A 13,884-nucleotide genomic window follows, 5' to 3' on the forward strand; every position below is an offset into this window, starting at 1 on the left:
AGGTGTACTGCTTCTTGGTGTCCCAGAACTCGGGCTCGGAGTCCGACGCGGTGACATAACCGCGGATCGGCGCCTCCGAGGCCGGGATCACCACCTCGGGCCCGTTGTTGGCGGTGGCGGTCGGCGGGGGCGCCTGGCGGGACAGGGCCGAGACGCTCATCAGCCGGCCACCCGCATCGCGTACGTGGGAGGCCAGGTTCTGTGCGGAGTAGGGCAGGTGGTCGATCGCGGACTTGACGGACTCGGTGTAGTAGTTGCCGTGGTTGCGGTCGAAGTCGACGGGGAAGCCCGAGGCCTCGTACTCGTGCAGGGCAGCGGAACAGCCGAGGCAGGGCCGGTATTTGCCCATGACGAGGTGGGTGCCGTCGATGTCCTCGTCGGGGTCGAGCCCGGCGTTGTGGACCGCGGCGAGGAGCTTCTGCTCGGCGTGCACGGATCCGTCGCCGGCGTCGTTGAGGGTCAGCAGGATGGCGGCGCCGTCGTAGTCCTCGCTGGTCAGCACGTCGTAGAGCCGGTCGCGGCCCTGCTGGCTGCCCGGTGCGGCGTCGATGATCGTGATGTGGTCGTTGACCTCCATCGCGTCGGCGGTGGCGCTCGGGCGCTGCCCGTCGAACGCCGCCTCCACCTTGATGTGGCTGCGGTCCAGCCGGTCCGCGTACTCGTTGGCGTCCTGGCTGGTGAGGTGGGCCCGGCGGTTGGCGTCGCTCTGCCGCAGGGACAGCAGCTGCCGAAGTGGCGACGAATCGTCGTCGAGCTGGGCGTTCTTCACCAGGTTGACGGAGGCGTTGAAGTTGGTGGCGAAGACCAGCCGGTTGTTGATGAGCATGCCCTGGACCTCGAGGTCCTTGGGCAGGTTCGGGTTCCCGGACGCGTCACGCAACGCCCGGATGGAGTCGTGCAGCTGGAGACTCAGATGGCTCAACGTCTGCGCGGCGCGCTCGGCCCGTTTGTCCCGGGCGAAACGCAACCGGAAGTTGTCCCCCGCACGCCCGGACTGACCGCCACCGTACGACTTGGTGAACGCCTTCGCCTCGTCGTCGACGAGCTTGACCCGCTCCTTCTTCGGCGCGAACCGGGTCGCACCGTACAGATCGCCGGCGGTGGGGGCCGTTTCGCGGGTGTTCGGGCCGGGCAACTCGACGCCGGCCACCTGCTCGACCGTGGGGGAGTCGCCACCGGTGTGCCGGACCCATGCGCCGGGACGGTCCGGGTTCGGCTGCGGGCGTACGGAATCGTCCGTGACGCCCATGGTGACCGCCCGGCCGTCCCGGGTGATCCACGCCGACTCGGTCGGGGCAACCGCCGCGCGGACGCCCGGTTGCCGCGCGACCTGTGCCGCGTACCGGCTCGCACCCGTGTCGCAGGAGAGGATGACGATCTCGCGACCGGCCGCGCGGGGATCCGCCGCGACCATCTCGGCCAGCTGCTGTTCGGTGACGATCCGGCCGTCCACCACGATGCCGGCCGGGGTGCCGTGCGCGACCACGGCGAACTGGTCGGGCCGCACCCGGAGGCTGTCGGCCGCGGCCAGGCTCTCGGTATCGGTCGCGTCGATCAGGGCGATGCCCGCGGGCACCTGCGTCGGCGGCGGCGGCGAGTCGTGGACCTCGAGCGCCGGGCGACCCTGGACCGGGCTGCCGGGAGGTGTGGTCTGCAGATCGATCAGGGCGCTGCGGCGATTCTGCGCCGCTGTGCCGGTACCGGGAACGGAGACGCGGCCACGTGAGACGGCCTCGATCGGAATCTGGCTGGCCGGGCGGTTGATGGTGCGCAGACGCTCGTGCAAGGCGTCCTGGACCGCATCGGACCGTTGCCGGCCGACCTGGGTGGCGTGTGCCGACGGGAAACCCTCCGGCAGCAGCCGGACCAGACCGCGCCCGTTCGCGCCGCTCTCCACCCGGATCGCGGGCGGCGGCAGACCCTGCTTGTCCCGCCAGGCCGCCACCTTGCCCGCGGACTTGACGAACGAACGCAGCTCCCTCGTGTCCGGATCCACGGTGGTGGAACCAGGAGCAAAATCAACCTTGGCCGTACGGGAGCCGTGCCCGCCGACGACGACCGTCGTGAGCGGATTGACGAAGTAGGGCGACTCCTGCTGCGCCGCGAAGTGCGACTCGTCCGGGGTGTTGCCGAAGACCTGGAAATGCCAGAGATCCTCGTGCCGGACGACCTGGGGCGAATCGTTGAGCAGCTGCAGTCGCGGAACCGTGGCCTCCCGGTGGAAGGCGTCCGGATCGTCGAGCAGGGGCGCCAGCCTGTCGTAGTACGGCTGGTCCTTGGGATCGGCCTCGCCGGTCGCCAGGTAGTGCTCGACGTTCTGGCGCAGCGCCTGGTCTGCCATGTCCTCGACGGACATGTCCGGACGCTCGTTCTCCAGGGTCACGTGCATGTCGCCGTCGGCACTCTCGGCCACGACGGTCGCGAAGTGGTAGCCGTAGACGCCGGCCTCGCGGGTGACCGGCGAACCGGTGGACGAATGGTCGATGTCGAAGGCGGCGTCCGCCCCCGTGCCCCGGTCGCTGATCGACTGGGTCAGATAGGCCTCGCCGACCTGGGCCCGGGCGAACTGGTTCACACCGAGCGCCTGAGCGGCGTCGGTCATGGCCGGGCTGCTGTGCACCGACGAGCCGTAGTCGCGGCCGGGCCGGGGTGCGCCGTCCTTGCGACCCTGGCTACGGGTGTCCTGCCCCATCACGTCTCGTGCGCGGTTGGTGGTCAGATCGGTCACGCGGTTGTCGCGGGCCGCTCCGGCGAGCTCCGCGGCGAGATGATGGACGCCGGTGACCTCCATGCCGTCCTGGGCGGTGACCGGGATGGCCCGGGCGGTGCCCGGATCCGTACGGCCACCGGGTCGCAGCACGACGTGGGAGGGATCGCCACCCATGACGCCGGCCGCGAAGTCCCGGCACACCGCGGGCATCGCCCGGTCGAACTCGGGCTCCACCATGACCAGCTGCGGGCCGTTCCCGGTCCGGAGCGTGTTCCCCGGTACGGGCCGCAGGGTGGCCGCGCTGCCGACGGTGCGCAGCTGCTCGTTCATCGCCGCGAGGCGCTCGGGTGTGGTGTAGAACTCGTTCTTGCGTCCGCCCGGGGTGGCGTTGACCGCCATCGTGCCGTCCGGTGAGACGCGCATCGGCGGGTGCTCGTCGTACCGGGTCGGGCGCTCGACGACGTACCGGGGACTGGTGCCCGGGCCGCGGTCGGTGATCTGGGGCTCGGCGAACGTACGGCTGAAGGGTTGTGGTGCCTGCGGGTCGTGCTGCAGCTGGTAGTCGTCGGTGACCCGGCCGGCGCCGGCGAACGGCGGGACCTGGGCAGCCGCCAGGTCGACGCCGTCCTTCGTCGTCGCCGGCGGGGCGACGGCGGAGATCCCGTCGTAGGCCTTCTCGTCATTGACGATGTCCCAGCCCTCATCGTCGATCCCGGTGGGCTCGTAGAGTTGCCAGGACTCGCCGCCGACCGTGAGTACCTGTCCGGGGGCGGCGGCGGAGCCGAGGATGATGTCGGACCTCGGCGCGAGGACGTCGCTCCGGTTCGCCTGGGCGTACCGGTGCGCGAAGCCACCCGACAACGAACCGGTCTGGCAGGAGACGAGTGCCTGTGGCGTCCCGGGCCGGCCGGCGATGTCGCTGAGCTGCTGGGCGTTGAGCGAGACGGTGGAGGTGGTGCCGTCGGGGTTACGGACCGGGGCGTGCACCTCGTTGCCGGAGCCGTGCACCACGACCGCGTGCGCCGCGCCGGGCGGCAACAGGTTCCGGGAGCCGAGGGTGGCCCAGTCCTGGTCCGAGACCAGCGCGATACCGGGCCGGCCGCCGGGCAGCGGGCGTACCACCAGCGGCTTGCCGTCGGCGGTCCACGTGCCGTCCGGGCCCTGCCGCAGGTTCCGTACACCCGGCACCGGCCCGTTGCCGGTGCTCAGGGTGACCGGGTCATCGCTGACCGGGCTTTCCACTGTCGGGCTTTCCGCTGTCGGGCTCTCCGTGACCCTGCTCTCGTCCTCGAGGATGGGCGGCAGCGGGGCCGAGTTCTGCCGGTGGGCCGCCGAAGCGCCGATCTCCGAGCTGGTGGTGATGACGTTGGGAGCCGTCTCCGTACGGCTGATGGCCACCGGGCTGTCGGTCTCGGTCGGTCCCGGGTAGGGCTCGGCGCCACTCCAGTAACTGTCGGCGCGCCAATTCCGGCGCTGCGCGTTGATCTCGGCCGTGCCGGCCGGGCCCTGCCGGCTGACATCACCGAAGTAACGGTCACCGAACCGGTTGGCGAGCGGCGTCCGGCTCGGCGCGGGAGTGTGCATGGCGGCGTCGACCATGGACTGCGCCGCGTCCGACCAGGTGAATTGTGTGAGCTGGTCGCGCAACTGCTGCGCCTGTTGCACCCGGTCGTTCATGGTGGCGTGCAGGTCGGTGATGGCCTGCGTCCACGCCTGCGTGGCCTGGTCGGGGTCGGCGGTGGACGGGACCACACTGTTGTCGTGGCCGAGCTGCTGGAAGAACCCGGCCGCGCCGCTCTCCTGATTGACCAGCACCGGGATGCCCATGCCGGCGCCCTCGGTGGCGACCAGGCCGAAACCTTCGTGCAGCGAGGTCATGACCACGGCGTCGGCCTGCTCGCGGTCCCGCTGAAGCTCGGCCGGATCGGAGACGAAGGGTCGCAGTTCGACGCCACCGTTGCCGTGCTGGGCCGCGAAATCGGACCACTGCTGGAACGCGGCCTCATCGGACGGCTTCGGCCCGCCGCGGATGACCAGCTTGACGGGTACGCCGGCAGCGCGCGCCTGCCCGACGGCACGTACCGCGCTCTCGACCCCCTTGATCGGGTCGGTGGCCCGGCCGGAGAGCAGCAGGGTGATCTCGTCACCGGGCTCGTAATGCCGCGGCGGGCGGGCCGGCCCGACCTCGGTGCCCGGGGTCAGCGAGTGCAGCGCCGGAACGTGGAAGAGCTGCTGCGACAGGCGGTTCGCCTCATGCGTCAGCATGTCGCCGACACCGACGACGAGGTCGGCCTTCGGCATGACCCCGCGTTCCTGGTTCGCCTTTCGGCCGCCCTTGGCACGGTCCCCGGGGGTGACGTCGGGCCCCGCCTTGACGACGTCCAGGCGCACCGGGCTGGTATGCAGGAAATGCACAAGGCGGGCGTTGGGGAACCAGTTGTTCCGCATCGTCTCGGTCGCCGGGCCGGAGAAGCGTGAGTGCCCGATGACCATGTCGTAGCTGGTCTCGAGGCCGGGGGGAGGGGTGGGCTGCCCGGCCAGCGCGGCGAGCCGGTCCCGGCCCTCCAGCCCCCGCTGGTCGGGAGTGGCGGGAATGTTGACGACATTGTCCGTACCGTGCTGCTGCTGAGCCACGGCCTGGTCGTAGTCGCCGCGGTCGTTGACGGTCAGGACCGTCACGTCGTGGTTCTGCGCGAGGCCGCGCGCGAGCTCCATGTTGAAGACCGGGACGCCGCCCAGCCCATGGCCACTCTCGTCGAGGACGAGCAGAACTTTGCGGCGGGTGTCGGTCTTCTCGATCACCGTCGGGGGAGCGGGGTCCGGCTGGGTGTCGATACCCATGCGGATGCCCTCGCCGGCCACCGGGCCCGGGGCCGCCTGGTCGTTGCGTCCGGCCGCCCGCGTCTCCGTGGCGGGTTCCGGTCGTGTCTCCGCCGCGGGCTGCGGTTCCGGCCGTGTCTCCGTTTCCGGTCGCGGTTCCGGCCGTGTCTCCGGTTCTGGCTGCGTGTCGGTGGCTGGTTGCGCTTCCGCCGCGGGTTGCGGCGTGGGCTCCGCGGCTACGGGGACGGTGTCCGAGGTCTCGGGAGCGACCGGCGAGACCACGAAGTCGCCGAGGTCGACGGGATCGGTCAGCGGCGACACGTCCGCGGTCGCCGGGGGAACCGCGGTGTTCAGCGGCGGGAGGTCACCCGGTGCGGGACGGCCGCCGGGCGAGGTCGTGGTGGCGGGGCCGGCGGACTCCGGGCCGCGGGCCGGCCCCGGCTGCTGGTTGCCGGGGACGGTGCCCGGTGTGTTGCCGGTCGGTGCGTTCGTGACAGGAGCGACTGTGTTCGGCGTTGTGCTGACCACACTGTCCGGGCTGGAGACGACCGGCGTCGCGGCGGGCGGAGTCGCGATGCTCGGCGTGGTGGTGTTCGAGCCGGCCTCGGGCAGCGCGGGTGCCTGCGGTGGGACCGGAGCAACGGTGTTCGTCGGCGGCTGGACCGTCGTCGGTGGCTGGGCAGCAGCGGGTTGCTGAACTGCGGCGGGTGGCTGGACTGTGGTGGGTGGCTGGACCGCAGTGGGTTGCTGAACTGCGGTGGGTGGTTGAACTGTCGTCGGTGGCTGGACCGTCGTCGGTGGCTGGGCAGCAGCGGGTTGCTGGACAGCGGTGGGTGGCTGAACTGTCGTCGGTGGCTGGGCAGCAGTGGGTTGCTGAACTGCAGTGGGTGGCTGGACTGTGATGGGTGGCTGGACCGTTGTGGGTGACGGATCGGCCGTGGTTGCGCCAGGCGTCGTGGTGTTCGGAGTCGGGGCGGTCGAGCTGGGTGCCGGCCTGACCTCGGTCACGGGAGCCGTGTCCGGAGGCGCGACGGTTTGGGGCGCTGGGGTGAGAGGCGGTGTTTGGCCCGGACTCTGGTTCTGGACCGGTGTCTGTGCCGGGTTCTGCTCTTGACCCGGGTTCTGTGCCGGGTTCTGCGTCTGTCCTGGTAGCGGCGTCTGTGCACTGTCCGGGGTGGGCGTCTGAGCGTTGCCCGGGGCTGGCGTCGCGTTGCCCGGGGTGGGCGTCTGAGCGGTGCCCGGGGCTGGCGTCTGCGCCTCGACGGGGGCGGGCGCAGGGGCGGGGTTCTGCGCATCTACCGGTGCCGGAGCGGTTTCGAAGCCCGGCAAGCCCTGCTCCTGCCCCACAGGTGCGGCTGCGGGAGTTGGTGCAGGGGCAGGAGCCGGAGCCGGAGCTGCAGCTGGTGCAGGGACCGGTGCTGGTGCTGGGGCAGGGGTGGGCGCCGGAGCTGGGGCAGGAGCCGGAGCGGGTGCGGGTGTGGTGGCGGGCGTCGGGCCATTGACGGGGGCCGGCGTGGGGTTGCTGACGGGCGAGGGAACCGGCGCGGGGGTGGTGACCTCCGGGAAGGGCCTGCCGCCGCGGCCGGCCTCGGCCATTTCGTCCCAGACGGTGTTGTTCTCGCTGCTGGGACGGGGAGGGGACGGGCCGGCGGAGACCGGCGGCGTCTCGCTGTAGGGCGGCGGCGCTTCGCCGGCGGGCGCTGGGCCGGCGACGGCGGGCGGGGGAGTCTCGCTGTACGGCGGAGGGGTCTCGCTGTACGGCGGGGGGTTCTCGCTGCCGGGGAGCGGTGTCTGGCCCGAGCCGGGTGGTGTCTCGCCGGAGCCGGGTGGTGTCTGGCCGGAGCCGGGCGGCGGCTTCTCGTACCCGGGTGGGGGTTTCTCTGCTCCCGCGGCCGGCGGCGGATTGTGTACCTGGTTGTTGAAGACCAGTGGGGGGAGGTTGTGGTTGCCGGCCACCGGAGGGCCGAACGACTTGCCGAACTCGTCGGCCCATTGGTGGGCCATGCCGCCGATGATGGAGGACGACAAGGTGGCGAGGGGGTTGAAGTCGCCCTTGAGCATCAGCATGAAGAGGCCCTCGAAGAGGGTCTCCGCCAGCGCCGACAGCGTTTCCTGGCTGTACATGTTCTTGTTGACCTTGGGGTAGAACTTCCCCGCGATCTGGTGGACACCGGCGACGCCCGCGCCGATGAAGAGACCACCGGCGAACGAGATGGCCAGGTCCTTGTAGTCGACCTTGGTGCGGTTGCCCTCGGCGATCTGGGTGAGCTGGGCGGCGAGGCCCTGCCACACCTCCTCGAGGCCCTCCTCGATGCCCTCGAACAGCATGCGCAGCAGCATGTTGCGCAGGCGCATCTGCAGGAAGTTGATGAGTTCCTGGACGACCTGCCGGCCGATCGTGATCAGCGCGGGCACCGCCGCCGCACCGAAGCCGCTGGCCATGGCGATCGCGATCTCGACGACCTGGGTGAAGGCCGCGATCACGATGTTGTACTGCGTGGACTCCGAGTCGAGAGCGAAGTTGTACGCCGCGCCGCCCAGCACGTTGGAGATGTCCACGCCGCTCGGGACGTACTTGGTGATGCCGAGCTGGTATTCGCTGAACGCAATGGCCGCCGGGCCCTCGAGGCTGTTGGACAGGATCGACCCGAGGCCCGCCGTGGTCGACATGCCGTTCAGCAGGGTGCTGGAGAAGTTGTACAGCTCGTCGCCCATGGCGCGCAGGGCGGTCGGATCGGCTTCCGGGAACTGCTCACCGACCGTGTACAGGATGGCGTCGTACGCCCACTGCCACTCAGGGTCGTTGGGTATGTGGAAATCAGGCATGGTCGACGGCGCTCAGCGGATCAGACCAGCGGGACAGGCGTGCCATCCGCCGAGTAGGAGATGACGAGTGGCTGGTAGCCGGGTGCGGCGGGGTTGACGGCCGGGTTGTCCTTGACCACGAAGAACTGCCGGCCCTCGGGGTCGAGGGGCCGCCCGTCCGGAGTGGTGACCGGGGTGCCGGCCAGCGGGGTCACGGACTCGTACATGTTGGCGTCGATGCGGGCGGTGCCGTCCTCGAACGTGTTGAGCGCCTGCAGCTGGTACCCCTGCGGCAACGGCTGGCCGCCGACGTACGCGGTCGCATACTCGGAGGTGGCCATGTAGGACGAGATGGCCGGCATCGCCGGGGTGATGGACGCCGGCATCGACGCGTACGCGGGCATCAGCGGGCTCAGCGGCTCGGTGGCGCGGGCCGGTTCGAGCCGGTGCATCGGTTCGGCGGGCGTGCCCTCCTGCTGCGGGGTCAGCAGCTCGCCCCGCGCGCGGATGCCGTACTGCATGCTCGTGGTCGGCTGGAGGGGTTCCGCGAACGCCTCGGCCTCCCTGCGCTCGCTCTTCATGAAGAGCTGCTCGCCCTCGACCCTGAGGGCCGGCGTGATCCGCGCCCGTTCGACGGCGTACGCGGGTTGCAGAGGCGTCAGCTCATCGCTCTGGAACCCGGTCGTCTCGCTGGCGTTCACGCTCCGGAGTGCGAGCGGGGGGCCGGACAGGTCCTCCTCGAAGTCGCGCGCCATCTTCTCGCCGGCTTCCCGGGCGCCCTCGTCGACGTCGCGGTACATCTTTCCGCTCTCGCGCAGCCCCTCGGCGGTGTAGTTCAGGGTGCCCTTGACGCCACCGATCAACGAGTCGAGGTTGTCGAGCCCTTTCAGAAATTTGTCCGAGAACGCCTTGCCCATGTCGTCGTCGCCCCAGGCCTTGCCGTACCGCTCGCGCAGCAGGGTGAGCTGCTCCACATAACGCTCGTAGAGCTGGACCTGCTGCTCGTACGCCTCGCCGGTCGCGATGACGCCGTCCGGGTTCACCCAGAGCTGACCGATGGGCCGGGTCACTGCTCGGTCCGGGCCTGGGTGAGCATCTCGCGGACGCTGGTGACCATACGTGGCTCCTTCGGCAGGAAGGCGTCGGTGCCGGCGGTGCCGCGGACCAGCGCCTGGGCGTCCATGCCGTCCGGGAGCATCGGCGCGAGGGTGGCCGCAGCCTGCTGCATCACGTCCTCCTTCGCCTCGGCGTACGTGGTCATGATGAGCTCGGTGAGGTCGACCGGGGTGAGTCGCTTGTGCGCGCCGGTCGGGAACTTGATGTCCGTCATGACACCGTTCTGACCGACCGTGATGGTTACCTCACGGCGTGGTGAGGTGGCGGTGGCTGTCAGGGCCCGCATCTTCTCCTGCAGCTCGGTGAGGCTGTTGCGCTGCTGCTGGTAGCTCTCGAACAGGCTCTCGATGCGATCGTTGAAGTTCATCCACCCCGCCCCCTTCACGTTGATTGGTCAGTGAAGACGCTCCGGGGTCCGGGCGGAAGACCCTCGCGGTTCTCAGGGCAAAAACGTGCAGCGAGTCTTCCCCATGGCCGCTTCCGTGGCCTGCCGGACCCGGGCCGGCGAGAAAAGCAGTGCAGTCTTGGGCGGGTGTTCGGACATGGGATGCGGTTCGGGTTGTCCTTCCCGTACCTGCGTCATCAAGACTCTTCACTGCCCACGGCAGACGGCTCTTCTCTGCCAGGCGGCACGCAACGCCGGACGGCGCCAACCGAGCCGTCGGCACCCGACGTGAGGAGTACGGCTGTGACGATGCCGAACGTGCAAACCAGTGAAGAGGGCATGCAGCGTGCTGCCCAGGAGTTCTCCAACAAGGCGCAGGAGTTCACCGGCCAGCTGCAGGCCGTGAACACCCAGATGGGGACCCTGCAGGCGTCCTGGACGGGCCAGGCATCGAACGGCTTCAACCAGGCGATGGACAGCTGGGAAATGTCGTTCAAGAAGGTCATCAACGAGCTCATCAACATGCTCGACGTGATGGGTGTGACCACCAAGGGTTACACCGCGGCCGAGGATGACGCCAGCAGCACCGCCGCCAACTTCGGCGCTGCTCTCCCGGGCATCTGATTCCTTCCGGTTTCGCCCAGTAAACGACTTCCATCGCCCGGTGGCGCCCGCCACCCCCGGCAACTTTCTTTGGCAGGGAGAGGACCGACGTGTCCAACTACACGTTCAACTTCCAGCAGGCGGACGCCGTGCTGCACGACATGAACCGGATCAACGGCCAGATCAAGAACGGTCTGTCCGAGATGGAGAAGACCGTCGAGACCAGCCTCGCGGACTGGACCGGTGCGGCGCAGCAGCAGTACTACGTCTCGAAGGCCGCCTGGAACACCTCGGCCAACCAGATGACGGTCTACCTCGAGCAGGCCCGGGTCACGCTGCTGCAGATCTCCGACAACTACGGCACCACCGAGTCGCGTCACGCGAAGATCTGGAACGACGTCCGCGGCGGCTGATCCTCGTCGGCCGGCTGCCGTGTCCCTGGCGACGCGGTGGCCGGCTGCTGTGTCTTTCCCGTTTCCCCGGCCCGGCGCACCCAGCCCAGGGTCGTGGGTTACCCGGCGCCCCGAGGGCCGCCGGGCGTCACTGTTTCACGACCCGGCGAGGAGAACATCATGGGCATCAACTGGGACACCCCGAACGTCGAGGCCGTCGACCAGATGGGCCTTCTCGATCAGTGGGAGAAGGACCACGGCGAGGAAGACGGCTTCATCAAGACCGTCGTCGACAAGATCCACGCCGACATCCTGGCCGACAGCAACACGACGCACAAAGAAGACACCGGCGGCACCTTCGAACGCGGTGACTACGACGCCGACGAGCTCGCCGCGTGGGACTGGTACACCGAGAAGTACAAGAACATGGACTACCCCGAGTGGAAGAAGCTGGTCCAGCAGCACCAGGCGGACGAGGCCGGGCAGGAGATCGACGTCACGGATCCGTCGACGTACGAGCTGAAGACGGACGGTGACAACGAGAGGATCTGGCCGCCCTCGAACCTGAACCTCAACGAGAACACGTACAACGGCGAGGGCAACCAGAACAACGAGATGTCGGTCAGCACCGAGGCGATCCAGTACCTGATCACCTCGTTCGGGCAGATCGCCAAGTCGGAGCACGAGGGTGAGCTGCTCAAGCTGGCGACCGAGCTGGAAGGCAAGTTCATCAAGCCGGGCGGGTTCGCCCGGGCCGAGCTCCTGCGCAGGAAGATCGACGGCACCGGCTCGGGCGACCCCGGCCTGCGCGGTGACACCATCGGCCTGCTGCGGACCCTGCACCGGGCGATCTACGAGGTGCAGCAGGGACTCACGGAGATGAAGAAGGAATACGAGAAGACCGAGGAGGATAACGAGGTCACGGAACAGAAGCTCCAGGAGCACATGAAGGATGCCTGGAGCGAGCTCGGCGCCCTCGGCGGTTACGGCACCGTCGGCGGCGACAAAGAGGCCTGAGCTGCGTCGATCGTAGGTCGTCGGTGGTAACGGAGTACGGGGCAATGAAGGGGCCTGGGCATGGCTGAGTGGAATAGTGACGTCGAGCCGGCAGCGACGTTCTTGCCGTCCACCGTCGATGTGGCGAACGAGTTGGACTACGAGGCCTGGAAGAACGAGGACCGTGGCTGGCGCAAGCTGGAGGCGGCTCTCCGCGGCGGCTCCGCGCTGGACTCGGATGCCGGGGTGGCGCACGCCGCGACGCTCGTCGACCCGCAGTCGCTGGTCAACTCCGGGGAGACGTTTCACCGGATCCGGGATGCACTGACGTGGCTGGACAAGTTCATCCGGGCCCAGGTGCACGCCGTCGCCGGTGAGGACAATCCCTGGCAGGGCAAGGCCGCCGACGCCTTCATCCGCAAGATGGACCTGCTCGCCGAATACGTCGGCAGGAACGCCGAACGAATCAACGGTGGTACGACGACCGGGCCCTCCTCCGTACCCGAAGCGCTCTATCGCAGTGCCCACTACCTGAAGTGGGGCCAGGAGCAGATCTACCACCTCGATGTCTCCTGGGCGGCCATCGCCCGGGAGAACGGCGTCGGTTCCGGTAGCGGTCCGGTGCCGATCAGCGGGACGAAGTTCGAGAAGCCGATGGCCGAGCAGATGGCTCAGGTCGTCGGCACCGTGGCGACTGAGTACCACTCCACCTACAGCCAGGTGCGGCCGCCGACGGAAGCTTCGCCGGTGGTCGACGTGCCGAACCCGACCCCGCCGCCGGTCACGCCGCCGCCGGCCGCCCCGCCGCCGGTCACGCCGCCACCGACGACTCCGCCGCCGGTCACGCCTCCGCCCACCACACCGCCACCGACGACGACTCCTCCGCCGGTCACGCCTCCGCCCACCACGCCTCCGCCGACGACTCCTCCACCGTCGACGACCCCTCCACCGTCGACGACCCCTCCGCCCTCGACGACCCCTCCGCCCTCGACGACCCCTCCGCCCTCGACGACCCCTCCGCCCTCGACGACCCCTCCGCCCTCGACGACTCCTCCGCCGACGACCACTCCTCCGCCGTCGACCGCACCTCCGGGCTTCAACCCCTCGAACGCGCAGAACCTCGCCAACCCGAATACTTTCGACGCGCCCGAGATCGTGCCTCCCGGCTCCGGCGGGATCAACGGGCCCGGCCTCAACAGCAACAACGCCGCCGTCATCCCGCCGTCGATCGACAACCCGCCCGGCGGTGTCGACGGGCCGGGTGGCAGTACGCCGGGGTTCGGCGGCGGCCTGCCCGGTCTGGGTGGCGGCCCTTCGACGAACGGCCGTACTGACGCGAACGCACCGATCGTGCCGCCGGCCATCTCCAAACCGCCGGGCACCGGCGGCGGGACCGGTGGGTCCAACAACCCGATCCGGGTGCCGGCCGTGAGCCCGCCACCCGGCGGCGGTGCCGGCGGTGGTGGCGCCGGCAGTGGTCTGGACGGCACCGTCAAACCTCCGACCAGTGACTTCAACGCGCCCAGCTTGACCGATCCGCCCGGTGCGGGCGGCGGCCTGGGCGACAACGTCGGCGGCATCGACGTCCCCGAGATCTCGGCTCCGCCCGCAGGCAACGGATCCACCGGCAACCTGCCCGGGGGTGGCATGCCCGGTGGCGGCATGCCCGGTGGCGGTAGCCCCGGCGGGGGTGGCGGCGGCATGCCCGACCCGTCCGACGCGGGCGGTCTCCTCGAAGGCGACCAGGACGACTGGGCCCCGCCGGTGATCGGCGGGATCGATGTGCCGCAGGCGCCGGGTGGTACGGCGCCGGGTGGTGCTGGTTTGGGTGGTATGCCGGGTGGGATGCCGGGGGGTTCGCCTGGTGGTTCGCCGGGTGGTGGGATTCCTGAGGCTTCGGATTCCAGTGGTCTGGTTGAGGGTGATGCTTCTGACTGGTCGCCGCCGGTGATCGGTGGGGTTGATGTGCCGCAGGCGCCGGGTGGTACGGCGCCGGGTGGTGCTGGTTTGGGTGGTATGCCGGGTGGGATGCCGGGGGGTTCGCCTGGTGGTTCGCC

Annotated in this window: 6 protein-coding genes and 1 pseudogene (1 of these 7 running past the window's edge); 4 read left to right on the top strand and 3 right to left on the bottom strand. The window is 69.7% G+C overall.

What is annotated here, in order from left to right; all coding sequences use genetic code 11:
* The 3 genes in view from ACIA6A_RS22730 to ACIA6A_RS22740 are tightly spaced (at most 20 nt apart) and all read right to left on the bottom strand, a layout consistent with a single transcriptional unit that may run on beyond the window.
* Window positions 1–8,356 carry the 5' end (the start) of a glycosyltransferase gene (locus tag ACIA6A_RS22730; protein WP_396099800.1) on the bottom strand. 23,066 nt of this gene lie to the left of the window's left edge, so 8,356 of the gene's 31,422 nt are visible here — the first part of the coding sequence; it begins with the start codon at window positions 8,354–8,356; the stop codon falls past the left edge of the window.
* Between the two features lie 20 nt (window positions 8,357–8,376).
* Window positions 8,377–9,405 (bottom strand): hypothetical protein, encoded by a 1,029-nt coding sequence (locus ACIA6A_RS22735; RefSeq protein WP_396099801.1) that lies wholly within the window; start codon window positions 9,403–9,405, stop codon window positions 8,377–8,379.
* The gene (locus tag ACIA6A_RS22740; protein ID WP_396099802.1) at window positions 9,402–9,818 is read right to left on the bottom strand and encodes a YbaB/EbfC family nucleoid-associated protein; all 417 of its coding nucleotides are present in this window, start codon (window positions 9,816–9,818) and stop codon (window positions 9,402–9,404) included. Before ACIA6A_RS22740 ends, ACIA6A_RS22735 begins: the two co-directional genes overlap by 4 nt.
* A 321-nt stretch (window positions 9,819–10,139) precedes the next feature.
* Between ACIA6A_RS22740 and ACIA6A_RS22745 the strand changes: the two genes are divergently transcribed.
* The 4 genes and pseudogenes from ACIA6A_RS22745 to ACIA6A_RS22760 all read left to right on the top strand — a co-directional run.
* On the top strand, window positions 10,140–10,460 hold the full coding sequence (locus ACIA6A_RS22745) for a WXG100 family type VII secretion target (RefSeq protein WP_396099803.1): 321 nt from the start codon (window positions 10,140–10,142) through the stop codon (window positions 10,458–10,460).
* A gap of 89 nt (window positions 10,461–10,549) precedes the next feature.
* On the top strand, window positions 10,550–10,852 hold the full coding sequence (locus ACIA6A_RS22750; protein WP_396099805.1) for a WXG100 family type VII secretion target: 303 nt from the start codon (window positions 10,550–10,552) through the stop codon (window positions 10,850–10,852).
* Between the two features lie 159 nt (window positions 10,853–11,011).
* Window positions 11,012–11,848, top strand: coding sequence for a hypothetical protein (locus ACIA6A_RS22755; protein WP_396099807.1), 837 nt, complete (start codon window positions 11,012–11,014; stop codon window positions 11,846–11,848).
* Window positions 11,849–11,908: 60 nt separating this feature from the next.
* A pseudogene (locus ACIA6A_RS22760) lies at window positions 11,909–13,884 on the top strand (hypothetical protein); the annotation flags it as partial.

Origin of the sequence: Actinoplanes sp. NPDC051494, from assembly GCF_044454705.1 — a bacterium.
Classification (GTDB): domain Bacteria; phylum Actinomycetota; class Actinomycetes; order Mycobacteriales; family Micromonosporaceae; genus Actinoplanes.

Excerpts from the sequence above, each read along its gene's own strand:
- ACIA6A_RS22740 (WP_396099802.1), bottom strand. The coding sequence starts at position 9,818 with ATGAACTTCAACGATCGCATCGAGAGCCTGTTCGAGAGCTACCAGCAG.
- ACIA6A_RS22755 (WP_396099807.1), top strand. The coding sequence starts at position 11,012 with ATGGGCATCAACTGGGACACCCCGAACGTCGAGGCCGTCGACCAGATG.